Annotated in this window: 20 protein-coding genes; 8 read left to right on the top strand and 12 right to left on the bottom strand. The window is 49.2% G+C overall.

The genetic code is table 11. The annotated features are described in order from the left end of the window. Nucleotides 1-23: 23 nt before the first annotated feature. From ACFVVF_RS17030 to ACFVVF_RS17005, 6 genes are all read right to left on the bottom strand, one after another. Nucleotides 24-1,340 (bottom strand): extracellular solute-binding protein, encoded by a 1,317-nt coding sequence (locus ACFVVF_RS17030; protein WP_387811955.1) that lies wholly within the window; start codon nt 1,338-1,340, stop codon nt 24-26. A gap of 66 nt (nt 1,341-1,406) precedes the next feature. Continuing rightward, entirely contained in the window at nt 1,407-2,261 is an 855-nt protein-coding gene (locus ACFVVF_RS17025; protein ID WP_042169527.1) for a carbohydrate ABC transporter permease, read from the bottom strand. A 3-nt stretch (nt 2,262-2,264) separates the two neighbouring features. Then, nucleotides 2,265-3,233, bottom strand: a complete 969-nt coding sequence (locus ACFVVF_RS17020; RefSeq protein ID WP_387811950.1) for a carbohydrate ABC transporter permease — start codon at nt 3,231-3,233, stop codon at nt 2,265-2,267. A gap of 97 nt (nt 3,234-3,330) precedes the next feature. Further along, complete coding sequence (locus ACFVVF_RS17015; protein ID WP_387811947.1) at nt 3,331-4,722, bottom strand: ABC transporter substrate-binding protein; 1,392 nt, start codon at nt 4,720-4,722, stop codon at nt 3,331-3,333. A 110-nt stretch (nt 4,723-4,832) separates the two neighbouring features. Continuing rightward, entirely contained in the window at nt 4,833-5,621 is a 789-nt protein-coding gene (locus tag ACFVVF_RS17010) for a response regulator transcription factor (RefSeq protein WP_387811944.1), read from the bottom strand. After that, a complete protein-coding gene (locus ACFVVF_RS17005) occupies nt 5,618-7,432 on the bottom strand; it encodes a cache domain-containing sensor histidine kinase (protein ID WP_387811940.1) in 1,815 nt (604 codons plus the stop codon). Before ACFVVF_RS17005 ends, ACFVVF_RS17010 begins: the two co-directional genes overlap by 4 nt. A gap of 205 nt (nt 7,433-7,637) precedes the next feature. Between ACFVVF_RS17005 and ACFVVF_RS17000 the strand changes: the two genes are divergently transcribed. From ACFVVF_RS17000 to ACFVVF_RS16980, 5 genes are all read left to right on the top strand, one after another. After that, nucleotides 7,638-8,621 carry a glycoside hydrolase family 43 protein gene (locus tag ACFVVF_RS17000; protein WP_387811933.1) on the top strand — a complete coding sequence of 328 codons (984 nt, stop codon included), beginning with the start codon at nt 7,638-7,640 and terminating at the stop codon, nt 8,619-8,621. 479 nt (nt 8,622-9,100) lie between these two features. Beyond that, nucleotides 9,101-9,781, top strand: coding sequence for a response regulator transcription factor (locus ACFVVF_RS16995; protein ID WP_387811930.1), 681 nt, complete (start codon nt 9,101-9,103; stop codon nt 9,779-9,781). Further along, on the top strand, nt 9,778-11,049 hold the full coding sequence (locus ACFVVF_RS16990; RefSeq protein WP_387811927.1) for a sensor histidine kinase: 1,272 nt from the start codon (nt 9,778-9,780) through the stop codon (nt 11,047-11,049). Before ACFVVF_RS16995 ends, ACFVVF_RS16990 begins: the two co-directional genes overlap by 4 nt. Nucleotides 11,050-11,176: 127 nt before the next feature. Then, nucleotides 11,177-11,935 (top strand): ABC transporter ATP-binding protein, encoded by a 759-nt coding sequence (locus tag ACFVVF_RS16985; RefSeq protein ID WP_387811924.1) that lies wholly within the window; start codon nt 11,177-11,179, stop codon nt 11,933-11,935. 1 nt (nt 11,936) lies between these two features. Next, entirely contained in the window at nt 11,937-14,285 is a 2,349-nt protein-coding gene (locus tag ACFVVF_RS16980) for an ABC transporter permease (RefSeq protein ID WP_387811921.1), read from the top strand. 100 nt (nt 14,286-14,385) lie between these two features. Here the strand turns inward: ACFVVF_RS16980 and ACFVVF_RS16975 are convergent, their stop codons facing one another. Beyond that, a complete protein-coding gene (locus ACFVVF_RS16975; RefSeq protein WP_387811919.1) occupies nt 14,386-15,264 on the bottom strand; it encodes an AraC family transcriptional regulator in 879 nt (292 codons plus the stop codon). A 247-nt stretch (nt 15,265-15,511) separates the two neighbouring features. On the opposite strand from ACFVVF_RS16975, the gene ACFVVF_RS16970 reads away from it, so the two are divergent. Continuing rightward, nucleotides 15,512-16,831: an LLM class flavin-dependent oxidoreductase gene (locus tag ACFVVF_RS16970; RefSeq protein WP_387811916.1), complete on the top strand. Its 1,320-nt coding sequence runs from the start codon at nt 15,512-15,514 to the stop codon at nt 16,829-16,831. A 125-nt stretch (nt 16,832-16,956) separates the two neighbouring features. Here the strand turns inward: ACFVVF_RS16970 and ACFVVF_RS16965 are convergent, their stop codons facing one another. Both ACFVVF_RS16965 and hprK read right to left on the bottom strand, forming a co-directional pair. After that, nucleotides 16,957-17,490 carry a GNAT family N-acetyltransferase gene (locus ACFVVF_RS16965; RefSeq protein ID WP_387811913.1) on the bottom strand — a complete coding sequence of 178 codons (534 nt, stop codon included), beginning with the start codon at nt 17,488-17,490 and terminating at the stop codon, nt 16,957-16,959. A gap of 216 nt (nt 17,491-17,706) precedes the next feature. Continuing rightward, nucleotides 17,707-18,627: an HPr(Ser) kinase/phosphatase gene (gene hprK / locus ACFVVF_RS16960; protein WP_387811909.1), complete on the bottom strand. Its 921-nt coding sequence runs from the start codon at nt 18,625-18,627 to the stop codon at nt 17,707-17,709. Between the two features lie 786 nt (nt 18,628-19,413). Between hprK and ACFVVF_RS16955 the strand changes: the two genes are divergently transcribed. Together ACFVVF_RS16955 and nspC are read left to right on the top strand one after the other, a co-directional pair. Then, entirely contained in the window at nt 19,414-20,652 is a 1,239-nt protein-coding gene (locus ACFVVF_RS16955; protein WP_387811906.1) for a saccharopine dehydrogenase family protein, read from the top strand. Between the two features lies 1 nt (nt 20,653). Next, nucleotides 20,654-21,781, top strand: a complete 1,128-nt coding sequence (gene nspC / locus ACFVVF_RS16950; RefSeq protein WP_387811904.1) for a carboxynorspermidine decarboxylase — start codon at nt 20,654-20,656, stop codon at nt 21,779-21,781. Between the two features lie 91 nt (nt 21,782-21,872). On the opposite strand, the gene ACFVVF_RS16945 is transcribed toward nspC, so the two are convergent. The 3 genes from ACFVVF_RS16945 to ACFVVF_RS16935 all read right to left on the bottom strand — a co-directional run. After that, nucleotides 21,873-22,391, bottom strand: a complete 519-nt coding sequence (locus ACFVVF_RS16945; RefSeq protein ID WP_387811901.1) for a DinB family protein — start codon at nt 22,389-22,391, stop codon at nt 21,873-21,875. 97 nt (nt 22,392-22,488) lie between these two features. After that, nucleotides 22,489-23,463 (bottom strand): helix-turn-helix transcriptional regulator, encoded by a 975-nt coding sequence (locus ACFVVF_RS16940; RefSeq protein WP_387811898.1) that lies wholly within the window; start codon nt 23,461-23,463, stop codon nt 22,489-22,491. Between the two features lie 122 nt (nt 23,464-23,585). Further along, nucleotides 23,586-25,462, bottom strand: a 1,877-nt coding sequence (locus ACFVVF_RS16935) for an S-layer homology domain-containing protein (RefSeq protein ID WP_387811895.1), incomplete at its 5' end; no start/stop codon positions are given.

The raw sequence follows: 25,462 nt of genomic DNA, 5'->3' as shown, positions 1-25,462 counted from the left end.
GTAGAGCAAGTGTCTGACTTGTTTTATTTCCCCGTTTTGATGGCCGCATCATGAGCTTTGGCGAACTCAGCTGGCGTAATTTCTTTGCCGAACAGCGCCTGAATTTGATTCAGGTGGACTTCAGCAGCACCAGATGCCATCTGGACGTCGGTGAACAATGTAATGTTCGTAGCTTTGTTCACTTCATTGAGCAGGTCAATGTAGAGCTGCGGAAGCTGGATTTTCGACGTATCGACCTTCGTAGCCGGAATAACACCAGCACCAGTGACTGATTCTTCTCCCCACCGCTTCACGAAGTACTGGACAAATTTTTTCGCTTCCTCTCTAACTGGAGAGTTCTCAGCGACGAACAAGCCCACGCCAGGACCGCCTACCCAACTGTCGATATCACTTTTTCCGCCAGCAACTTCCGGGAATTTGAAAAACCCGATGCTGTCACGGAATGGCTGCGGGATGTCCTGGTTCGTTGTGTAGTTGGGCAGCTCCCATGTTCCCATTAGATACATGGCCGCCTCGCCATTCATAAATTCCGCTTTAACCTCGTCATTGGACAGGCCGTTAAAGCCTTTGTTGAAGGCATTCATGTCCACCAGGTCCTGAACACGCTTCGCCGCTTCAACTAGCCCCGAATTCGAGAAGGAAGCTGTACCTTTAATCGCGTTCGCAAGCGTCTCTGTACCAGCAATACGATCAGCTATATACATGTACCAAAGGGAACCCGTCCAGCGATCCTTATTGCCAAGCGCGATCGGCACTACGCCACTATCCGCCAGCTTCTTCACAACCTGCAGAAAATCTTCATAAGTGGTTGGAACCTGCAGGCCATATTGCGCAAAAATTTTCTTGTTATAGTACACCGGAGCGATATTAAACTCCAGCGGCAGTGCATAAGTTCTACCGTCAATGGCATACGCTTCTGTCGTTCCAGCTACGAATGAGCCTTGCAATTCACTCTGCAGCAGTTCATCAAGCGGTGTGAACAGTCCGCCCTCCACGAAAGGCTGAAGATAACCGGCAGCCCACGTCATGCCGACATCCGGCAGATCGTTAACCGCAGACAGCACTTTCATTCTGGCTTTATATCGCTCATTCTCAAGCACTTCCTGCTTAATGATGATGTTAGGATGGTCCGTCTGATACTCGTCTATAATTTTATTTACGATCTGGTGTTGGCCCAAGGCGCCTGCTTCCGGAAACAGATGCATCATGTTGATGACCACCTTGTCACCCGAATCCGGAGTACGATTATTGCTGTGAGTGCCTCCCCCACATCCGGAAATGACAACAAGAACCAGGACAACAACTGCAAGTGCCAATAGCGCTTGATTTTTTGTGTGCACGTTCGTACCTCCACCCATCATCATGACCGTTCAACAGACGAGAAACACTTCGATGGAATGCTGATCTTACTCCTTGACTCCGCCAAGCGCCACGCCCGCGATAATATACCTCGACAGCAGAAAGTATATCACAAACAACGGCAGCACCGTCAGTGAGAGTCCCATGTAGATCGAGCCGAACTCCGTCTTATAAATATCGCCCTTAAGCAAGCTGACCATAATCGGCAGCGTGTATTTATCCTTCTGCGTGAGCAGAATTAACGGCAGGAACAGGTTGTTCCAGCTGGCAACAAAGGCGAAGATCGCTTGTGTCGCGATGGCCGGCACCATAATCGGCATGACAATCCGGTTAAATGTATAAAATTCACCTGATCCGTCGATCCGCGCGGCTTCCACCATTTCAATCGACAGCGTGGCGAGCAAGTATTGGCGCATGAAGAACACAATCGCCGGAGCCGCAATAGAAGGCAGAATCAACGGTAAAAAGTTGTTCGTCCAGTGCATTTGATACATGAACTGGTAAAAGCCGATCGCACTCGCCTGTGCCGGAATCATCATGACACACATGATGAATGTGAAGAAGGGCTGGCGCAGCTTCCAGTTGTATACGACAAGCCCGTATGCTGTAAGAGAGGAGAAATAGACGGCGCAAATCGTCGAGAAGCCTGAAATGATAAGCGAGTTGAAAAAGCCCTTAAGCGGATCGAAGCTCTTGCTCAGCAGCACGTCCAGGTTGGTCATCATGTGGATCGACGGCAGAAGAGACAAGCCGCTTTGAATTTCCGGTGTCGAACGGGTCGCGTTGACGAACATAATCCAGAACGGCAGGATGCTGAGCAGCGACAGGGCGATGCAGACGATGTAGATAATCGTCTTATTGATCTTAAGAGCAACAACGTTGTCTTTGCGAATTTTTGCCATGACTTACATCCCCCTTGCCGCCGCTTGCGCAGCTTTATTCATTTTCTTTTGTACCTTCTTCAGTCTTGCTGCATCGCGGTCACGCATGAAGTAGAACAGCAGTCCCGACAGAATGCCTGCAATGACGAACATAATCATACTCGCAGCCGCAGCCGTGTTATACATATAGCTGCCCTTGAAGGCTTGCCCGTAAATGAACACGGAGGTAGTCATTGTAGAATCATCCGGTCCGCCGGCAAGGAACATCTGCGGGATATCGAACATCTGCAAGCCGCCGATCATCGATGTAATTAACGTATAAAGCATGATCGTTTTCAGACTTGGCAATGTAACACGGAAGAAAGTCTGGAACCCGCTCGCTCCGTCCATCGCTGCCGCCTCGAACAATGCCGGATTAATACCCATAACGCCAGCGATTAGGATAATCATCGTATTTCCGTACCACATCCAGAACTGGATAAACGCGACAATGCCTCTTGCAGTCGTCTTATCCTGCAGGAAGAAGACGGCGGAATCCGTCCAGCCCAGCATCTCGAACAGGCTGTTTACCGGACCCATCGGGTATGCGAATAAGGAATTAAAAAGGACAGCGATCGTGCTCGCCGTTATAATATTCGGCATATAGAGCAGAACCTTGAACGCCCCTTGTCCCCGCACTTTGCTGCGTCTGCTTGTGAACCAAGCCGTGAGCAGAAGCGCCAGCAGGATCTGGGGAATAAAATTCGCAATCCAGATAATCCCCGTATTAATAAGCGATTTTCGGAAGGAGACGTTATGGAACAGAATATCGGTAAAGTTCTGGAACGGATTGTCGAGAATATGAATCGGCTTCGGGATTAATCCTTTCATATCAGTGAACCCGATGACCGCAGTATACAAAGTCGGATATAACGAGAAAACGAGAAACGCAAGTACAAAAGGAAGACTAAAGAGATAACCGTATTTCGAATAGTTCACGCCCTTATGACGCATGTCCCCCACCCCATCAATTAATATAAGGGGCGGTACGCCGCCCCCAGAGCAATTTCTCGACAGCCTGGGGGCGGTATTCCGCCCCTGTGGCGCCGTATTAGTTGCTGTCGATGCCCAGTTGATCCTTCACTTGCTGCTTAAAGTCCGCTAATGCCTTCTCGCGGGTCTTATTGCCTGCCGTATATTCGCGCACTTGTCCGCGCCACAAAATGTTGATCGACTCATCGTATTGGGTAAGGTTTTTGCCTGATGCATTGGAATTGGCCGGAACAAATACGTCAAACATATTTTGTCCGCCAAGCAGTTCAACTTCGCCATTGGATTTGGACATGACGACAGACGATGCCACGCTGTCCTTCGTACCTTGCTCGCCATCCTTCATCGTGCCGTTCGCCCAATAATATTGAAGACCTGTCTCGGAAGTATCCAGCGTAACCCATTTGATAAAATCAGCAACGGCTGCTTTTTTCGCATCATTTTTAGCCACGTCCTTGTTAGCAAGGAGCCAAGTACCGCCCCAGAAGAAGCCCGTCGGCGGCTCTGTAACGGCCCAATCGCCATTCGTATCCTTCACTTGACCGTTCATGACGTAGTTAATGAGCCAAGCTGGACCGAAAAAGCCGAAGATCGGCTGTTTGCCGGTGCCGGACATATCCGCGTACCAAGCTTCCGTCCAGTCTTGCGTATCGTTATGATAGCCGTTGTCCTTCAGCTTCTTGGACAGATCAAGGAACTGTTCGCGCTTCGGATCAATATTAAGCTTGCCGTCGACAATCCAGCCTGCATCCGAGCTGTTCTCGATCGGGTGCCAGATGTCGCCGTCGCCCGAAACGATGCCATAGCCCTTAGCCTTCAGCTTGGCTGCTGCATCGAAAAACTTATCCCAGCCGGGACCTACTTCGTTCTTAATGGCTGCGGAATCATCCGTGCCAAAAACATCTTTCGCAATCGAACGGCGATAGATAAAGGCGCCGCCAGTCGCTTGATAAGCAAGGCCTTTCAGCTGGCCGTCCTTGCTGCCGATATCCACGGAGTATTGAGCGATTCCAGCGTCTTTCACCATTCCATCGTCAAGACCGAGATCGGCATAATTAGCCGCATAGCCGGCCGCATCCCCTTGTGTATACTTGAGGACGAAAGCAGCTTCGGCCGCATAAATATCCGGTGCATCCTTGCCGCCGCCAGCGAGGGCCTGGTCAAGAGCCGGTTGATAAGCTCCATCTGTCGTTGCGATTACCGTCGTCTTGAACTCGACATTCGCATCCGGATGGGCTTGAAGATACTTAGTCGTCATGTTGGGAATTTCATCGGTGAAGCTCCAGAGGTTGATGGTGACCTTTTCTTTGGGTTTGTCGGTCGCCGCAGGCTCAGAACTGCTGCCTGGCTGATTTGTTGCTCCGTTGCTAGGAGAGTTTGTGTTCCCGCTGCAAGCAGCGAGAACCGAGGTTAACAAGATAATTGCAGTGGTTGCAGCTAAAAAGCGTTTCATATCTTTATCCTCCCTTTTATACGCTTACAGTTACTTTGTAACCGCTGTCATCATTATAGAGCGTGTCGTATAAGCGTATAAGGAACCTGCGATTGGGAGAAATTCCACTTTTATTGGATCGACGAATCGGTGTCCAGCACTTGATGCCGGTATTGGCTGGGACTCGTCCCCTCATTGTCTTTGAATACTTTGATAAAATATTTATCCGTCTGGTAGCCGACCCTCTCGGCAATTTCCCAGATCGGCATTCTTGTCGTCACCAGCAGCTCCTTCGCTTTCTGCAGTCTTCTCCGTGTCAGATAGTCGCTGAAGGTAACACCGGTCTGTTCCTTAAACAGCACGCTGAAATAGCTTGCATTCAAGTGCAGCTGCTCCGCTACTTGCTTCATGCTGATCGATTCATGCAGGTGGTTATAGATATAACTGATGGCGTCTTTAATCGATGTCCCATACCGCGCTTCATCACGGCCTACTTCAAGAAGCTTGTGGTCCACAAGCTTCTCCATCGCATCCAAGCGCTCCCTGCCGCTGTCGACCGCAAGCGCTCTTTGCACCGCATCAATCAAGATCGATTTGTCGAGAGGCTTGAGAATATATTCGAACACGCCGAGCTGCAGCGATTTCTTCGCATATTCAAATTCGGCATAGCCGGAAATGACAATGACAACAGGCAGCTGACTGCGCGAAGCCACCCGCTCCAGCATTTGCAGACCGTCGACCTCAGGCATCCTCACATCGGTAATGATAATATGCGCTGTATTCGTTTCCAGCCATTCCAGCGCCTCAACCCCGCTGGCCGCACTCTCGATCCGGTGTTCGCCTGCCGACCATGCGAGAAGCGTCTTCTGTATGCCCAGTCTTGTGCGTGGTTCATCATCCACAATCAATATCGTTCTCAAGACAGTCCATCTCCTTCTGGGGGGATCGTAATGTCAAAGCTTACTGTCGTTCCTGCGCCTGCCCTGCTGTCGATTTGCAAGCCGCTTCCGCGCTCACGTTCCAGTGTGTTCCGGTAATACAGCTTAAGCCGCCGCTGCACGTTGGACATGGCAACCCCTGCTCCCTTTTTGAGTTCTTGGGAAGGGACACCCTCGATGCTCTGCATGAGCTTGGCCAATGCCTCTGCGTCCATACCCACTCCGTCGTCGATTACAGCAATGGTCGCAAAGCCGGGTTTGGCTGAAAATACACGGATTGTGACCGAGCCTGGCGTAATCCGGCTTTCCACGCCATGCAGAATCGCATTCTCTACTAACGGCTGGATAATCAGCTTAGGAATCGGAACCTGCAGCAGCTGTTCATCTGCCTCGATGCTCCATTGCAGCCGGTCGATCAGCCGCATCTTCATAATTTGCAAGTAACGCTGCGCATGCTCCAGCTCATCGCGAATCGTAACCTTTTCGTCGTTGTCAGCCGCACTGCCAATAACATACCGGAATAGTCCGGACATGGCGAGAATCGTCTGCGCAAGCTCGCTTTCTTCTTTTTCCTCCAGCGACCAATAGAAAGCCTCCAGCGTGTTGAACAGAAAATGCGGATTGATCTGCGCCTGCAGTGCCTTGAGCTCTGTACGGCTCTGCGTAATTTCCTTCTCATACACGACTTGGATCAGTTCATTCATATGGGTGACCATCTGGTTGTACGTGTTGTTCAGCTCGTTGATTTCCAGCGTCCGGAAGTAGTTGCGGCCTGCCGGAATGACTCTCAGTCCGCCAAACCGGGCACGCCGCATGCTTCTCATCAACTGCTGGATCGGACGGGTGATCATCGTAGAGAGCGGCAGTGTTAACAGCAGAAAAGCTAGAGCAGCGATGCCGATGGACACATAAATGGCGGTTCGCAGCACGGAAATGCCTTCTGTCGCCGCCTCGACCGGCATAAGCAGCACCAGCTTCCAGTCCGCCAGTTTGGAATGCTGCCTGACGGCAAGCATCGATTCCTGCTCAAGAGTAACCGTGCTGCCTGTTTGCGCAAGCACCGCCTTCGCTGCCTCATCGTCGATATCGGAAATAATCGGGTTGCCTTCGCTATCGCTGAGCAGCATTAACTCCCTGCTTCTGAACGGATTCTTCTCCTCCTTCTCCGTCTCTGACTCATACATATTGAAGTACTCGCGGTATACATGAACGACTAAATAGCCGCCAGGCAAATAGGAATTATCCAGCAGATTGATACGCCGGATTGCAAGCACCGAGTCCGGCACGCGGGGATCGATGCCTACCCAGGCAATGCGTCCTTTCTTTTCATCCGCTCGTGTAAGCGCATTCACAGAAATGCGTTTTATACTTGAATCATCAAGGGGAAACAGCCGTCTGTTATCCAGCGTGTACAGCTCAAGCGAGCTTATGCCGGCGGAGTAGGCCATATAATTGTTGGCGATTTGGAGCAAGGACTGGCGTTCGTTAAAATTGGACGGCATTCCCTTCGCTTCTTTTAGCAGCAGCTTCTGTACATAGGAATCCGTCACCACCTGAGTGGTCAGCGAATCGATTTGTTCAAGTAGCACATCCAATCGGCCGTTAGCCTGAATCGCGGTCTGCTGAATATGTTTTTCCGCGCTTTGCTTGAGCAATACGGAAACTTCACCATAAATAAACGCACCCGCAAAGATCAGTACGAGAATCATGGTTAGCGTAAAACCGACGAAAATCTGATTTCTCAGCGTATTAATCTCGCGTAAATTGTTGATCCGGTCCGCCCACGTTCTCACATGCAACCAATCCTCGCTTCAGTAGGTTCTAGGTTCAACGTACCTCATTCAAAATGGAGTGTCAATTGATTGTTGCTGGACAAACAACGGGCAAACAACTAAAGATTTTGGTATTATTCATAAACATATTAGGATGCCGGGCACTAGAAAAAGTGGCTAAAATAAAGGGTGAACACGATTTCTCAGATAAGGGGATGGTCTGACATTGAAGAACGCTGTTAAGCGGAATGAACCGCTTGTTACCCATATCTATACCGCCGATCCCTCGGCTCATGTATTCGAGGGCAAGCTATACATTTATCCGTCGCATGACCTGAATCATGAACAAATATCGAATGACAACGGCGATCAATACGACATGGAGGACTACCATGTGCTGTCGCTGGAGGACGAGAACTCCCCTTGCGTTGACCACGGTGAAGTGCTTCATCTGCGCGATATTCCGTGGGCGAAGCAGCAATTGTGGGCACCGGACGCAGCTTACAAGAACGATACCTATTACCTGTTCTTCCCGGCGCGTGATCACGACCATATCTTCCGGATCGGCGTAGCAACCAGCTCGTCGCCAGCCGGGCCGTTCGTGCCGCAGCCAGACTACATTCCCGGCAGCTTCAGCATCGATCCGGCTGTCCTCGTTGATGGCGATAGAGCCTACATGTACTTCGGCGGCTTATGGGGCGGACAGCTGGAGAAATGGCAGACCGGCGAATTTATCGGGGATGCTGAAGGGCCCGCTTCCGAAGCGCCTGCCTTGGGTCCGCGAGTGGCCGAGCTGTCTGGCGACATGCTGACCTTCAAAGAAACACCACGCGAGATTTCAATTGTCGATTCTTCCGGCCAGCCGATTTTAGCGGGTGACGAGGATAGACGGTACTTCGAAGGTCCATGGATGCATACGTACAACGGCAAATATTATCTCTCGTATTCGACAGGCAGCACGCATAAGCTCGTCTACGCTATTGGCGACAATCCGTACGGGCCTTTCACTTTCCAAGGCACGATTCTGACGCCGGTCATTGGCTGGACGACCCATCATTCGATTGTCCAATTCCAGGACAAATGGTATCTGTTCTACCACGACAGCTCCCTGTCCGGCGGTGCCGACAACAAGCGCTGCGTGAAGTATACAGAGCTGAAGTACAACGCTGATGGCACGATTCAAACGATCGATCCATATGGCGCTGAATAAACGCAGAAAGAGGGAGGAGCTTGTGAAAAGCTCCTCCCTCTTTCTGCATTCCCCCCTGAAATGAGGAACAACATGCAAATTTGCATGTTGTTCAGCCTCAAAAGCTCCAAAACAGCTGTCAAAATGCAAAAGTACATTTAGAAATGGCTATAACGGCTGAAAAGGCTCTATAACGCCCAAACAAAATGCACATTTGCATTTTGGAGCGATAAATCGCCGAAAAACCGGCATCCCACATGTACTTTTACATTTTGATCCGCTGATTGCTGCAGCCAATGGCAGCCTGAACTCGCAAAGTATGACCGCCATACCTTTTCTGGCAAGACTAAACCGAGGGAAGAGCTTCTAAGCTCCTCCCTCTTTTTGTCTATATTTTTAGAGCTCAAGCGTACCGAGTCTTGCAGATCATCCAACAGTATCGAATAATGAAGATAGCATGACAATAGTTGTAGCTGGATAAAGACTGGAGGAGCTATCACGTGAAATATGACTGCTTAATTGTAGATGACGAGGATGTCCTCTCTCAAAGCACCTGCGAGTATTTTAATCTATTTGGCGTGAAAACAGCCTGGGTCGCCGATTCCACGGCCTGTCTGAATTTTTTTCAAGAAAATTCTGCGGAAGTCATCTTACTCGATATTAACTTAGGCAATTCCTCGGGCTTTGACCTGTGCAAAAGACTTCGCGAGACGATCAGTGTGCCGATCCTGTTCATTAGCGCCCGCACAAGCGATGACGATATGCTGCTCGCCTTAAATATTGGCGGAGATGATTATATTAAAAAGCCGTATTCCCTCTCCGTGCTGCTGGCCAAAGTAAAAGCCGTTCTGAAGCGGTATCAGGCCCAGGATGTGAAATCGGTCATTTCCGGCGGAATCAAAATCGATTATGAGTTAAGACGTGTGTTCGTCCAAGGACAGGAAATCACACTCAAGTCTATGGAGTATAAGCTGCTGACCTATCTGGTTGAAAATAAAAACCGTATCGTTTCCAAAGATGAAATTTTCCGAAAGGTATGGGAGGATTACATCGCCGGAGACAATACGTTAAACGTTCATATCCGCCGCCTGCGCGAGAAGATTGAACAAAATCCGAATGAACCCCGCTATATCAAAACCGTATGGGGTACAGGCTACGTATTCGAAGAGGACAAGTCATGAGGATCAAGCCGCTGCTTGTGCTTGCTCTAACGCTTCTTGCTGTTGGCGTTCTTTTCCCCCTGTATCTGTTCCGCACTGCGCCGGTTGCGCAGCTAGACCTCGTTCAAGCCAATGATATCGTCAAAACCGTCTCGGACAACTGGCTGCAGGTGCAGGATACAGCAAGCTTGCCGGAATTACCTTATGAATTCGATTATGCTGTTGTCGATTCAAAAGGCCAGCTTATCGCCTCTACTCGGAATGGACAATATGAGAGCATCAATTATGCGATTCGCAACAGAGACACGCTTGTGGACATCGACAAAGGCGGTCAGATTGTAGGAAAAGTCGTCTTTTATAACGATACAGCCGTCACTTGGAAAGCCTATCGAACGACTTTGATTATCGCCTACATGAGCTTTCTAGCCTTATTATTGGCCGTCTATCTCGTCTATACGGCTTATTTGAACCATACGATCATCCGCCCGTTTCATAAGATGAAAAGGTTTGCGGGCAACATTGCAGCAGGAAATCTTGATGTTCCGTTAGCAATCGACCGGTCCAATATTTTCGGCGTGTTTACCGAAAGCTTTGATATGATGCGGGAACAGCTGCATCTTGCTCGTGAAAGTGAACGGAAAGCCAATCAAAGCAAAAAAGAGCTTGTCGCCTCATTAAGCCACGATATTAAAACGCCTCTTGCATCTATAAAAGCAGTGTCTGAGCTTATGCTTGTGACTGCCGGGAGCGAGCGGGCTGCTGAACAGCTAATGGCCATCGGAATGAAAGCCGATCAAATCGAAGCTCTGCTGACCAACCTGTTCGACACAACCATGAAGGAGCTTCAGGAGCTGACGGTGACGGTCGCCGAGATGCCAAGCACCACCCTGCCAGACTTAATCCGAAATGCGGATTATGAGTTCCGGGTAAAGCCGTATGACATTCCGGATTGCTTCATTGTGGCCGATGTATCGCGGCTGCAGCAGGTGCTCGATAACCTGATCAGCAATTCCTACAAGTATGCGGGAACACCGATTGCGATCAGCACAACTATCGAAGACGGCTTCCTCGTCCTGGAGATTGCTGATTACGGGGACGGCGTCCCCTCTGAAGAGCTCCCCCTCCTGTTCAACAAATATTACCGCGGGAAAAATGCAGAAGGTGTCGGCGGTTACGGACTCGGGCTGTACATCAGCAGCTATTTGACGGAGAAAATGTTAGGCGAACTCCATGTTAAAAAGCAGAAGGACGGCTTCACCGTTATATTAATGCTGCGCCTGGCGGAGTAAATTCGATATCGTTGCCGATTTAAGAATTGGTTAAGGAACCGGCAAAGACCCATTAAGAAAGGGCGTGACATAATGAGGCTGTACAGAGATACAGTCTCATTTTTTAGTTTGCTTAGGAGGTTCATACATGCAAAAAGCTATTTTATCGACGAAGAAGCTGTGCAAAACGTTTTCCATTGGCGGAAACCAGCAGCATGTTCTGAAAAATCTGGACGTTCAAATTACCAGTGGAGATTTTACCGTTATTATGGGGTCATCCGGGGCCGGGAAATCGACGCTGCTCTATGCGCTCTCCGGCATGGATAAGCCGACGCTAGGTGAAATCTATTTCGGCGATCAAGAAATATCCAAGCTCTCCAACGACAAGCTTGCCGTATTCCGGCGGAATCACTGCGGCTTTGTTTTTCAGCAAATCTATCTCATGGACAATATGAGCATTCTGGATAACATCATAGCCAGCGGCCTGCTGGTCACGAGAAACCATAAGGCGGTCATCCAGCGGGCGAAGCAGCTTCTGCTTCGGTTAAATCTTGATGAGACGATGTGGCGCAAATTCCCTGCTCAAGTGTCGGGGGGCGAAGCACAGCGTGCTGCTATCGTTCGTGCGTTAATCAATAACCCGGAAATTTTGTTTGCAGACGAGCCGACAGGCGCGCTCAATTCGGCCTCTGGCAAAGCCGTTCTGGACACGCTGACGGAAGTAAACGAGCAGGGACAAAGCATTGTGATGGTCACCCATGATTTGAAATCGGCGCGGCGCGGCAACCGCATTATCTACCTGCGGGATGGGGTCGTATGCGGCGAATGCCAGCTAGGCAAGTATGTCAGCGGTGACAGGGAACGGCATGAGAAGCTAAGCTCCTTTTTGCAAGAGATGGGGTGGTAGAGTGCGGAAGATTATGATGCTGGCTGCTGCGAATATCCGTAAAAACAAAAGTCAGGCGGGCAGCCTGCTCCTCTTTGTCCTCATCGCGGTTCTGTTTCTGAATGCAGGCTTGGTGATGCTGCTGAACTTTGACAAGTTTTTCGATATCCGGGCCGAGCAGCGCCACACCCCCCATCTCACCGTCCTGCAAAAATCCGAGTACACCAAAGAGGAGCAGCTGGACTGGCTGAAGCGGTATCCCGGCGTCAACGAAGCGGAGAAGCTGGCTGTATTAGCGGATTACGGCGAATACTTTATGCACGGATCTAAAAACGTTGCCGCCGTTATTTTTCAAAACGCCAACGACCGCTCGTCGATGAACCCATTCAGGCTGGTAGGGGAATCGCTGCCCCTCGAAAATAACGGTATTTATGTCCCTTACATTATGAAGGTCGCAGGCGATTATCGTCTCGGCGATGACTACCGGCTGAACTTTGACGGCCAAGAGCTGCATTTCACCATTGCCGGTTTCACCGAAGAGATTACTTTCGGCGCTCTGATGAGTGATTTATATCGTTTTTATGTGCCGGATAAAGCGTTCGCAGCAATGTCCGCCCGGTTTCCGGATAGCCAGAGCTATTTACAGACGGCCCGGATGGAAAAAAGCAGCTTGGGGACGCAGGCTCAGCTGGATTATGAGAAAGCATTTTATCATACTGAGGAAATGAAAAATGTATCATCGCCCTTTGTGTTTGCCCTTAGTTATAATGCGGCAAAAGAGGCACGGTCAACGGTCTCTATCACCGCCTTGCTGATTACAGCCTTTGCACTAATTATGCTGATCGTCAGCCTGATTGTTATTCACTTCGGCATTGTCAACAACATCGATGAGGGCATGACAAACATCGGTGCGTTGAAGGCATTGGGTTATAAAAGCAGTCAGATCATGCTTTCCATCGTATTGCAATTCTCAAGCATCGCCTTAGCTGGCGGACTGATCGGAATCGCCGCATCGCAGCTCTTACTGCCTATTCTGGCAGCAATTATGGAGTCTCAATCAGCATTGATCTGGAAGCCTGGTCTGGATGCTGGATTAGCGTTCAAATCCTTGTTGTTTATCCTTTTTCTGGTGCTGGCGGTATCCTTATGGGCTGTGAAACGTATTTTCAAGCTCCCTCCTCTGATTGCTTTGCGCGGCGGACTGCACACGCACAGCTTCAAGCGAAACACGCTTTTGCTTGAAAAAACACAAGGTCCCCTACCCCTTATTCTGGCTATGAAGCAGCTTATGCAGAGCAAGAAGCAGGCTGTTATGGTTATCGTGGTCATCGCAGCGATGTCCTTCGCTTCAGTCGCAGGAATGTCCGTTTATTATAATATTGGGGTTAAACCGGATGTTTTTCTGTCGATGATTGCAGGCGAGAATGCAGATGCCGCCTTTGTTCTGAAAGACCGGAGCCTTACCGATGAGGTTGTACGAAAGCTGCAGCAGCGGCCAGAGGTACGCAAGGCGTTCGGTTATCAGCACATTCCACTGGTCGCGGAAAACATCGATGTCTCCGGCTTCATTACGAAGGATTTCGGGCAGCGCGAAGTGAATATGCTGTTCGAGGGGCGTTACCCTAAGCATGACAATGAGGTGGCTGTCGGATACACCTTTGCGGCGGCGGCTGGCAAGAAGATCGGTGATGCGGTTATGGTAAATGCGGGCGGTCAGGAAAAAGAGTTTATCATCACCGGATTCATTCAAAGCATGAGCAGCGGCGGCCTCAATATGATGATGACCTATGACGGCATTCTTACAATCAAACCGGATTTCACCTTTGATCAGATTTGTGTGTATCTCGCAGCTGGCACGGATACGACTGCATTTCTTCAAAGCGTAAAAGCGGCAGAAGGCAATATTTTTAGCTATGCCGTGAACACAAAAGAGCTAATCCGTACACAATTTAGCCAGATTGGCGATATTTTTGCCGTTGTTGCCGCAGGAATGCTTGCTGTCACCATGCTGGTGGTGCTACTGATTTTGTACATGGTCATTAAGACGATGATTCTCCGCAAAAAGCGTGAGCTCGGTTTACAAAAGGCCTTAGGCTTTACTACCTTTCAGTTGATGAATCAAACCGCATTTCATTATACGCCAATTATTCTAATTGGAACGATCCTCGGCAGTTCAGGCGGATATTTCGGCTTAAATCCGATACTGTCTTTGTTTATGCGCGGTGCGGGTATTGTAAAAACCAACCTGCCTGCTCCCGCAGCATGGACCATTATAACGTGTATCGTACTAACTGGTTTAGCTTATCTTGTCTCGATGCTGATCTCCTGGAGGATACGCAAAATTTCGCCATATTCGTTAATTAGCGAGTAGTGTGCGAGAGTATATAAATCAATCGCCAAGCATGAATCGATAGAACAGTCTAAGGGCCATCCTTTGCCGGATGGCCCTAGTCTATATTTTCGTGGTATATCTAGCGAACCTTCCTAACAGGTATCCAATACTCCACTGCAACCTCTTCTGTCATGATCTGCTTCTCTACGCCGATCTGAATGTCTGGTCCAACCTGTACAGTAGGCCCCTCGATCTGTTCATATCCAGAGCGGGGGAACCATTCTCCATAAATTTGCTGCCATTTTTCCGGTCCCCACGGAACTTTCACATCGATCACAACCCATGTCGCAGCCGGTACGTGCAAGCGAGTGAATTTGTCAGGGCATGCCTCGGTTGACGAAACGGCCAAATAATAATCGTAATCACCCTTCGTGCGTCCAGCCCCTTCTCCTACATTCACATGAGCCATTCCGAATGGTTCCACGTTATTCAGTGATTTCAGCTCGGCATAAGTGTCATGATTCACCGACCGCCACACTTGTTCGACACCAGGATGCTCCCCCATCTCAATGGGTGTAACCCGGTTCGTTATCCCGATCACTTGAAAAGCTTCCTTATTCTCGATTCTAAACTTCATCGGTTCGCCTCCTCCAATCATTAGACGAAAGGTCATTGGCGGATATACTTTGAGCGACTGATTCGTTGCTCTCATTTCTGTAGGTGTCATCCCGTGCTGACTTTGGAACGCTCGTGTAAAAGCATCAGGGGAATGGTATCCATACTTCACGGCAACATCAATTACTTTCATCGTACTGTTCTGCAGTTCTAGTGCAGCAAGCGTTAGACGTCTGCGGCGAATATATTCTTGAAGCGGTATGCCTGCCAAGTAGGCGAACATTCTTTTAAAATGATACACCGAGCAATACGCACGTCTAGCTAGCTCCTGCTCATCCACTTCATTCTCCAAATTCTGTTCGATATAGGCTAATGCTCTATTTAAATTTTCAAGCATATTCATTCCAACGACCTCCCTTCTCACTCAGACTAGCAGGATATATCATTTAGCATCCGACTTATTCCGTTCAACTATTGCAGGGGCGTTCTACAAACCATCAATTAGAAAATTGTATGTATCCATTGAAAAGCTTTATAACGGAGGAAAAACTCCCAATGATAGACTAATATAATCAACTGCTTTTTTCCACGACTATAAATACCACTTATCCCTTAGGTTTAATTTCATATGATGAAATGGAGGAAATCAAATGTCCCGCCGTAAACAGCTTAAGCTTGGCGCTATCTTGCATGGAGTAGGCGGCAGCCATACGGACTGGCAGCATCCCGACGTGTCGCCTGATGCGAGTATAAATATTGATTTCTATAAAAAACAGGCATTAAAAGCGGAAGAGGGCAAGTTTGACCTTGTCTTCATCGCAGACGGACTGTACATTACAGAGAAATCGCTGCCGCATTTCCTTAATCGCTTCGAGCCGCTCACCCTTCTGTCGGCTATTGGCTCCGTCACTTCCCGCATCGGTCTAGTCGGCACACTCTCTACCTCTTATAGTGAACCCTTTAACGTGGCGAGACAATTCGCCTCGCTGGATCAAATCAGCCGCGGACGTGCGGGCTGGAATCTCGTCACCTCCTATATGGAAGGATCAGCTGCCAACTTCGGCAAGGAAAATCATATCCAGCGGGAAGAGCGTTATAAGATTGCACAAGAATATCTGGATGTCGTTCGCGGATTGTGGGATTCCTGGGAGGACGACGCGTTTGTGGTGGACAAGCAAAGTGGACAGTTTTTCGATCCTGATAAGCTGCACACGCTCCATCATAAGGGCCAATATTACTCCGTCAGAGGTCCGCTTAACATTTCCCGTTCCAAGCAAGGGCAGCCAGTAATCTTTCAAGCGGGATCATCCGAAGACGGCCGCGCGCTGGCTGCAAGGGAAGCCGATGCCGTCTTCACGGGCCTTGAATCCATTGAGGACGCCAAAACATTCTATGCCGATATTAAAGCCCGGGCAGCAGGTTTCGGACGCTCTCCTGACGCTATCAAGATTTTCCCGGCCATTGGCCCCGTTGTAGGCCGGACAACTGAAGAGGCGGAACGCAAATATCAGGAAGTAGCCAATCTGGTCACGGTGGACAAAGCACTTGATTACTTAGGACGGTACTTCAATCATCATGACCTGTCTCAGTATCCGCTTGACGCGCTGTTCGAGGATCTTGATATTTATAATTGGCCGAGCATTCGCAGCGGCAATGAGATCATTAAACGGCAAGCCAAAGAAGAACAACTAACTTTACGTGAGGTTGCTCTTCGCGTCGCAACACCGCGCCCAGGCTTTATCGGCACTCCAGAAAGGGTGGCTGATCTTATTGAACAGTGGCTGGAAGAAGATGCTGCGGACGGCTTTATTGTTGGCGCTGCCGTACCGAGCGGATTAGACGACTTCGTCGATGAGGTTGTTCCGCTCCTGCAAGCTAGAGGCATTTACCGCAAGGAATATGAATCGGATACGCTGCGCGGCAATCTGGGTGTGCCTGTTCCAGCTAACCGATATGCCAAAGAACGATAATGCTCATGGCGGCTGTATGGGACGTGCACATGCAAACACCAATACAGCCGCTGATTCCGTGCAAAATAAAAAGAAGAACGCTCCAGTCCGTTAGACCGAAGCGCTCCCCTTCCAGCATACACGTATTAAGCATGAAGCAGCCTCGTCGTTTGCAAATTCAATTTATAGCTTTTAATCCATATTCCCGAATTGTTCCGCTCAAACTCAGGAATCCGCTCAAATCCCAGATTCTCATAGAGACGGACCGCATCCGACATCATATCCGATGTGTTCAGATAAAGATAATCCTTGCCCTGGTCTGCAGATAGACGAGCGCAATGCTGAAGGAGCGCTGTAGCAACGCCTTTGCCTCTTGCGGACGGATGGACAGCAAGCAAGCGGACAAATGGAGCACCGGCCCGGCGCTTCTCGATATCCGATTCTGACAAGGATGGCCCGAACAAGAAGACGCTGCCCGCCACCTTATTCTCATACACGGCATGGAGCTTATGCCAAGCTTCGCTGCTGCGGGCATTATATAAAATATCTTCCCGATAGCCTGACCACACCTCCTCCGGCAAAACCTGCGCATATTGCACGTAAGCATCCAGCAGCAGACTTTCGATTTCAGGCAGATCACTTGCCGTAGTCTCACGAATAATGACTTGACCGGTTCCCATACAATCACCCCGCTATTGAAATTAAAAGACTAAGCGAATGAAAACTAAATTATTCCAATTGATCAACTTGGTTTTAAAATTACTCTTTTGCAAAGCAAAAGTAAATGCTCTGCCTAATAAAGGTGTTCTATCTGTCTATTGAAATTGTCTATCTCTGTTTGCGGGATAATAAAAAAGAGAACGCCATAACGCTCGTTCCCCTGCAATTTCATGCATTCACTGCTGTTGCATACCGTCTTCGACCCGTTTCATAAACTCATCAACGGCACTGTAGCCGTGCTGCTTCAAATACCAGTTATTCGCGGCTGCTTCGATTAATCCGGCCACATCACGCCCCGGCTGAAGCTGAATTTCAATATGCGGAATTTGAACGCCGAGATATTCCGTGAACTGAGGTATAACCTCCAGCTCGTTGTTCAGCGAATTTTCCTGCCATGGAGAGAGCTCGATATCGAGTACAATTCGCGTCTCATCTTGGAAAGCTCTGCGTCCGTACTGGCGTACGACATTGATCAGCCCAACGCTGCGCAAGGCAAGAAACTCACGAGCTGTCACGTTATGTGTGCCCAGAAGAGTAGACGGACCAAGCTTCTTAAGTACGACAATATCGTCCGCAACAAATCGATGTCCTCTTCGGATCAGCGTATGAGCGGTCTCACTTTTGCCAATTCCCGATTTGCCGCGCAGCAGAATGCCGATGCCCGAGACATTTACACATACGCCGTGAATGGACACTTCCGGTGCCAGCGCTTTGACCAGATAGCCGTCCAGCTTGGCAATAAACTCCGTCGTCTTCTCTGGTGTACGCAATAACGGTATGCCCTCCTGCTCGCAGAACAGCGTCAGATAAGGAATTTCCTGCTGTCCTGACGTCACAATAAAGCATGGCGGATGATACTTCACGATGTTCCCGATATGAAGCAACCGCTCCTCTACAGTCAGCGTCAGCAAATAGTTGATCTCCTTGCGTCCCAGCACTTGCACCCGTTCCATCGGGAAAAAATCGAAGTACCCGACAAACTCGAGTCCCGGTCTATGCGTCCGCGGACGGGAAATGACACGATCCATCCGGTCGGCTCCTGCAAGTACTTCTAATTGGAACGCTTCAGTTAGACGTTTCACTGTAATTGTTTTCATTCGTGCTCCCCTTTCTGCAGGGCGTACCCTTATCTTCTTTACAAAAAAAACATAAATCGCCTGTGAAGCAAGGCCGTCAAATTGTCTTCCTGTTATCGTTATGAGTTCAGCTGAATAATTACCAGTTCAAAATGCTGATGAATTCGCGTTATTGCGCAATAAAAATGGCGTTGTTGTCTACTTATATTACCATAAATCCGGGCTTCAATTGCGGGCAAACTATAGGGAAATCAGCCTGTATCAAGGAGCGCTATTCAGCACCGCAAATAAAATAACCTCCACCAAAAAATTTTTCTTGCTCATTAAACTTTATCCTGCTATTATACAGAGGTATGATTTTGGAAAGCTAATATTCAGTCATGTAGGATCTTTCCAAGCAGATAATCTTTGACCACTTCCACCAAGAAGTTAAGGCCATACGGACAGCCGGGTCAAATGCCGATTGGCAACTTTCGTTGCCTTATTGATTGAGTTAAAAGCTCAAATTTTATAAGTTGGTTACTTTACAACCAGTGCATATGCACGTCAACTTGTGAAACGGTCAATAAGAGTGGTAAAAGTAATTATTTGCTATATAGACTCTGATCCTAACATGATATTTGAATATTAAAGGCTTCTCCATGAAACGATGTGTTTTGTGGCGGACTGGCGAGCACGCATGTCCAGTCATGTCTTTTAATAATTTAAATATCAAGCAAGTGTGATGCGCATGAGGCGTATTTCGCTTGCTTTTTTTGTTACCGTTTTGCATAAAAAAATACTTTATTTGGATGAGGAGAATGAAAAATGGGAAAAGCACTAGTCATCGGCGCGGGCGGCGTAGCATCAGTAGCAATTCATAAATGCGTTCAAAACAGCGAAGTTTTCGAGGAAATCTGCATTGCCAGCCGTACAAAATCCAAATGCGATGAGATCAAAGCTAAATTGGATGGCGGCAAAACGAAAATTACGACTGCACAAGTCGATGCCAACAATGTAGAAGAGCTGATCGCTCTGATCAACGAAGTGAAGCCGGATATCGTTATGAACCTGGCTTTGCCCTATCAAGATCTGACGATCATGGATGCTTGCTTGGCTACTAAGACAAACTACATGGATACAGCGAACTATGAGCCGGAAGATACGGCGAAATTCGAATACAAATGGCAATGGGACTACCGTGAGCGCTTTGAAAAAGCGGGCATCACAGCTCTGCTCGGCAGCGGCTTTGACCCAGGCGTAACTGGCGTATTCTCCGCTTACGCATTGAAGCACTATTTTGACGAAATCGAATATATCGACATTCTGGATTGCAACGGCGGCGACCACGGCTATCCGTTCGCAACGAACTTCAACCCGGAGATCAACATCCGTGAAGTATCTGCTAACGGACGCTACTGGGAAAATGGCGAATGGATCGAAACAAAGCCGATGGAAATCAAACGCACGTACGACTTCGCTGAAGTTGGCGAAAAAGATATGTACCTGCTTTACCATGAAGAGCTGGAATCCCTTGCACAAAACATTCCTGGCCTGAAACGTATCCGTTTCTTCATGACGTTCGGTCAAAGCTACCTCATGCACTTGAAGGCGCTTGAGAATGTAGGCATGACTTCCATCGAGCCGATCGAATACGAAGGCAAGCAGATCATTCCACTTCAATTCCTGAAGGCTGTACTTCCAGACCCGGCTTCCCTGGGACCTCGTACAGTGGGCAAAACGAACATCGGCTGCATTTTCAAAGGTAAAAAAGACGGCCAAGACAAAACTTACTATGTCTACAATGTTTGCGACCACCAAGAGTGCTTCAAAGAAGTGGGCTCCCAAGCCATCTCCTACACAACTGGCGTTCCTGCCATGATCGGTGCAGCGATGGTTATGACTGGAAAATGGAATAAACCAGGCGTATACAATGTCGAGGAGTTCAACCCGGATCCATTCATGGAAGAGCTGAACAAATGGGGCCTTCCTTGGGTAGAAGACTTCAACCCCGTACTGGTTGACGCATTGCCTGAAGATACGAAGAAGCCGGAGCTTGTTCGCTAAGATGCGGTTCGAGCAATTACCGACACCTTGTTTCGTAGTCGATGAAGCCCTGATCGAGAAAAACTTGAACATTTTGAGCGGTATTATGGAGCGTACAGGAGCCAAAATTATTTTGGCGCAAAAGGCGTTTTCCATGACGACCATGTACCCGCTTATCGGAAAACATTTGAGCGGCACGACTGCAAGCGGCTTGTACGAAGCGCGACTGGGTCATGAGGAGATGGGCAAAGAAAATCACGTCTTTGCCCCTGCCTACCGTGAAGATGAGATCGACGATATTGTAGCGATCTGCGATCACATTATTTTCAACTCCTTCTCACAGTTGGAGAAGTATAAAGCGAAAGCTCTTGCTGCAGGCTGTAAAATAGGCGTTCGCATCAATCCGGAATGCTCCACGCAAGTTGGTCATGAAATCTACGATCCGTGTTCGCCAGGTTCAAGATTCGGCGTAAGACGGGTAGATTTCCAACCGGAGCTGCTTGAAGGCGTGTCCGGATTACACTTCCACACGCTCTGCCAGCAGAACTCCGATGATCTGGAGACGACGCTGAATGCAGTGGAAGAGAAATTCGGCGAGTTTCTGCCGCAAATGGAATGGATCAATTTCGGCGGCGGCCACCATATTACAAGAGAAGACTATGATATTCCGAGACTGGAAGCTTGCATTCGCAGAATGCAGGAGAAGTACGGTCTGAAGGTCTACCTTGAGCCAGGGGAAGCCATCGCGCTTAATGCAGGCTACATGGTTACCTCCGTTCTCGATTTGAACCGGAACGGCATTGACATTGCGATCGTAGATACATCGGCAACCTGTCATATGCCGGATGTGCTGGAAATGCCGTATCGTCCGCCGCTTTTCGGCTCGGGCGAAGCTGGCGAGAAGCCGCATACGTATCGTCTCGGCGGTCCAACTTGCCTTACGGGCGATGTCATCGGGGATTATTCCTTCGATCAGCCGCTGAAGATCGGCGACCGGTTAGTGTTCGGTGATATGGCGATCTACTCCATGGTCAAAACGAACACCTTCAACGGCATGCCTCTGCCGGCAATTGCCGTGCAGGACAAAGACGGCGATTGCCGCGTCGTTCGCGAGTTCGGCTATCAGGACTTCAAGACGCGCCTAGCTTAATGAATTAATGAATAGAAAAGCCTTAACCCTGATTCGTGAGAGGGTTAAGGCTTTTTTTGAATGGACAGAGGTTTTAAATGAATGAGGTAATTTATCGCTGGCTTTTCTGCAGAGCCAGCAAATAAAACATATAATCCGTCGGGACGCCGACATATCCCTGCTGCCTCAGCATTGCGGTGACATTACCCCGATGATAGGTTCCGTGGTTGACCACATGCTGCAGAATGTCAGAGAAGCGAGTATCAAGACTGCCGTACTTTGGATGCTGAATTGTCATTGCCTTGTCAGGATTTGGCGTACGCCGCAGCAACTCACGGAACTGTTCGGTGACACCCGCAAACAGCTGCCGCATCTCACCTGCGGTTTTCCCCTTCGCTTCCTCCATCCAGCCTGGCATCCTCGGAAAAATATCCTCATTGGGGGTTTCTGCGAGCACAAGCCTATAGAGCTGATCAAATAAGTAAATATGACCCAGCGTTTGTGCAACGGACGGGAAGACGCTCGTTATCTCCGCATGAAATACATCCTCTGGAAGCTCATCTATATGAGCAAATAACTGATCGTTCGCCCAAACATGATATTCGTACAATTGATGGGATTGCTGCAGCATCGATGAACACACCTTTCTTTTATACGCTGTCGTTTGGCTGCCTTAGCCTTACCTGTATCGTATACCCGATTCACTGACAACCGCTGTCAGTGAAGATTTAATTGGTGTCGTCAGCATCATAATGTTTGGCGATTCCGTATGCAATTTTCTTAATCTCTTGTTTCAGCTCCAGCGGCTCCAGAATACGAATAGCCTTGCCGAACGTCATCAGATACATTGGAAGGTACTTGTTCATCGTTGGGACATCGAGCAGAAACCTGGCCTCTTGATCGGTCCTTTCCTTTAAAAAGTGGCGCAAATGCCAATGGCTGCAAACTGCGTTCAATGTGTCAGGCTCTCCCCCAATTCGAATCAGGGTGAGCGGCCCAGCCGATTCCCGTCCTTGCTCAGACTGGTCTCGAAAGTAGTCTGACGCGGAGAACCGCTCCGGTATTTCGAAGCGTGCTTCTGTCCGCTCCAGCCCCGTCATACGGTCCACACGGAACGTCCGCACCGCTTGTGACCGGTGACAGAACGCGACAGCATACCATATATTCCGGTCGTAAGCTAATCCGTGCGGATCAACATCCCGCTCTTCAGCCTGCTCGGCATTCGCTTTGCGGTAGGCGATACGGACCGTTTGTCCTTCCTTTGCCGCTTGCTCCAAGTCCTTTAACAAGGGCACGACAAATGGCGGAATCGACGGCGCAATCACATCCAGCCCGCTTGTCTGACGGGACAGCTCATGGCGCTGCTCCTCATGCAGTCCGCTCTCCACCTTCTTCAGCGCACTTTCCAGCTCCTCTGTATAGGGATAGCCCGCCCCTTGCGTAAACTTAAACGCGTCTACAAGCGCCTTGAGCTCTACGGAGTTGAAAAACAGCGGCGTTTCCTTGAAGCTGTCCATAATGTGAATACCGCCATCATGGCCAGCTTCCGCCACGACAGGTACGCCACTGGCACATAGTGCATCGATATACCGGTACACACTACGGACGCTGATCTCCAAGCTGTCTGCAATCTGCGCCGCAGTAAATTTTCTTCCGGAGCGCAGCATCCAAAGCATAGACAGCATGTTATCCCATTTCGCCACCGGAAGCACCCTCTTCTGATTTTTCTCCTATTTTACTGGACAAGGCCGAATCATTCAATAATTTAGAAAACTAAAACAGCCATCAACGACTCACCGGTCGTCAATGGCTGCTTTGTATTTGCTTAGTTTGCGATTTGAATTAGCTTCAAGAGAACTACGACTGCTTCTGCTCGGGATGCGGTCGCCAGCGGCGCATATTTATTGCCGCCTCTTCCTTGCACGATTCCTTGCTCAGCGATCTCCGTAATTGCACCCTTCGACCAAGCTGGAATATCCGCATCGTCCGCAAAGGTTGTCACTGCAGCTGTCTCAGGCTTCATATGTTGGGCATTGGCCAGCATGACAGCCATCTCTGCGCGCGTAATAAGTCCGTGCGGCCGGAAAGTACCGTCAGAGTAGCCGTTAATGATTCCTTCCTTGACCGCGAGAGCGATATAATGTTTGGCCCAGTTTCCTATCGCTTCGTTATCCGTGAAACGTAATTCTGAACCTTCACCCTGAATTTGAAGTGCCTTAACGAGCAAAACTGCGAATTCTGCTCTCGTAATCGGTGCATTCGGCCGGAACGAGCCGTCTGAGTACCCCGAAGTAATTCCTAACGATGCTGCTTGAATAATTGCAGCTGAAGCCCAATGCCCCTGTATATCTATAAACTGAGGAGACGTTGTCCCGCCATCCGATTTTTTAAGAACGGGCAGCACAGCAAACTTGGCGAATTGATTCGTTTCCATTGTAATGCTATTACCCTCAACAACACCGCCAAGCTCTATCCACTTCTTATTAACCTCATCATAATAGAAGATAGATGGCTTCTCGTTTTCATTGATTAGGGCAGGATCAAAATTCAGCGAAATCAGCATTTTTTTCACGATCGTGCCTGATGATTTCTTCAGCACCTCGTAAACGGGGCCAACTAAACGTTCACCATGGTTTACTAGCTTCGCTGTGTCAGTGATCTTTCTTACCTGAAGCGTCAAATCCTGCTCCGATACTCCGTTCGGAATGGCAAGAGCGATTTCGCCTTTACGAGTGAAGCTCCCCGATTGTCCTGCTTTTACAAAAATTTCATCATAATCCTTAGGTCCGGCATCAACGCTGCCTGCACCTCCGCTTCCTCCATTTCCTCCATTGCCGCCTCCTGGTGACGGATTCGACGCTACCGTAACTGTCACCGTGTAATCCTTTGTACTGCCGTCTTGTGCCGTCACCGTGTAGATGACCGGAGACGTATAGTCATTCGGCGTTACTCCGCTCGTTTGAGCAGCGTTTCCTATCTTGACTGTCGAGCCTGCCGAGCTGCTGAATGTTGCTGCCAAGGCAGTGACGTTCGTTCCGTACGGCACGGTCAACGTTACGTTAGTTCCATTAATTGTTCCTGTTACCACTGGTGTCAGTCCCGCAAAGCTGAACGTAGTCAGCTCCTTCTCCGTGTTCGACGCAACAGAGACCGTCACTGTGTAATCTTTTGTACTGCCATCTTGTGCTGTCACCGTGTAGATTACCGGAGACGTATAGTCATTCGACGTCACTCCACTCACTTGAGCGACAGTTCCTACCTTAACAGACGAGCCTGCCGAGTTGCTGAATGTTGCTGCCAAGGCAGTTACATCTGTTCCATACGGCACAGTCAGCGTTACGTTTGTTCCATTAATCGTTCCTGTCACCGCTGGTGTCAGTCCCGCAAAGCTGAACGTATTTAGTTCCTTCTCCGTGTTCGACGCAACAGAGACCGTCACTGTGTAATCCTTTGTACTGCCGTCTTGTGCCGTCACCGTGTAGATGACCGGAGACGTATAGTCATTCAGCGTCACTCCACTCACTTGAGCAACGTTTCCTACCTTAACGGTCGAACCTGCCGAGCTGCTGAATGTTGCTGCCAAGGCAGTTACGTTCGTTCCGTACGGCACAGTCAGCGTTACGTTTGTTCCATTAATCGTTCCTGTCACCGCTGGTGTCAGTCCCGCAAAGCTGAACGTATTTAGTTCCTTCTCCGTGTTCG

The sequence above is a fragment of the Paenibacillus sp. NPDC058174 genome (assembly GCF_042883865.1).
Classification (GTDB): Bacteria; Bacillota; Bacilli; order Paenibacillales; family Paenibacillaceae; genus Pristimantibacillus.
Note: the sequence above shows the minus strand (reverse complement) of the source record. Positions and strands in the feature narration are given on the sequence as shown.

Bases quoted from the DNA above. Each gene is read 5' to 3' on its own strand.
- ACFVVF_RS16990 (WP_387811927.1), top strand. From the start codon at position 9,778: ATGAGGATCAAGCCGCTGCTTGTGCTTGCTCTAACGCTTCTTGCTGTT.
- ACFVVF_RS16965 (WP_387811913.1), bottom strand. From the start codon at position 17,490: ATGGGAACCGGTCAAGTCATTATTCGTGAGACTACGGCAAGTGATCTG.
- ACFVVF_RS17025 (WP_042169527.1), bottom strand. From the start codon at position 2,261: ATGGCAAAAATTCGCAAAGACAACGTTGTTGCTCTTAAGATCAATAAG.
- nspC (WP_387811904.1), top strand. From the start codon at position 20,654: ATGCGGTTCGAGCAATTACCGACACCTTGTTTCGTAGTCGATGAAGCC.
- hprK (WP_387811909.1), bottom strand. From the start codon at position 18,627: ATGAAAACAATTACAGTGAAACGTCTAACTGAAGCGTTCCAATTAGAA.
- ACFVVF_RS16945 (WP_387811901.1), bottom strand. From the start codon at position 22,391: ATGCTGCAGCAATCCCATCAATTGTACGAATATCATGTTTGGGCGAAC.
- ACFVVF_RS16955 (WP_387811906.1), top strand. From the start codon at position 19,414: ATGGGAAAAGCACTAGTCATCGGCGCGGGCGGCGTAGCATCAGTAGCA.
- ACFVVF_RS16970 (WP_387811916.1), top strand. From the start codon at position 15,512: ATGTCCCGCCGTAAACAGCTTAAGCTTGGCGCTATCTTGCATGGAGTA.
- ACFVVF_RS17015 (WP_387811947.1), bottom strand. From the start codon at position 4,722: ATGAAACGCTTTTTAGCTGCAACCACTGCAATTATCTTGTTAACCTCG.
- ACFVVF_RS16975 (WP_387811919.1), bottom strand. From the start codon at position 15,264: ATGAATATGCTTGAAAATTTAAATAGAGCATTAGCCTATATCGAACAG.
- ACFVVF_RS16985 (WP_387811924.1), top strand. From the start codon at position 11,177: ATGCAAAAAGCTATTTTATCGACGAAGAAGCTGTGCAAAACGTTTTCC.
- ACFVVF_RS17020 (WP_387811950.1), bottom strand. From the start codon at position 3,233: ATGCGTCATAAGGGCGTGAACTATTCGAAATACGGTTATCTCTTTAGT.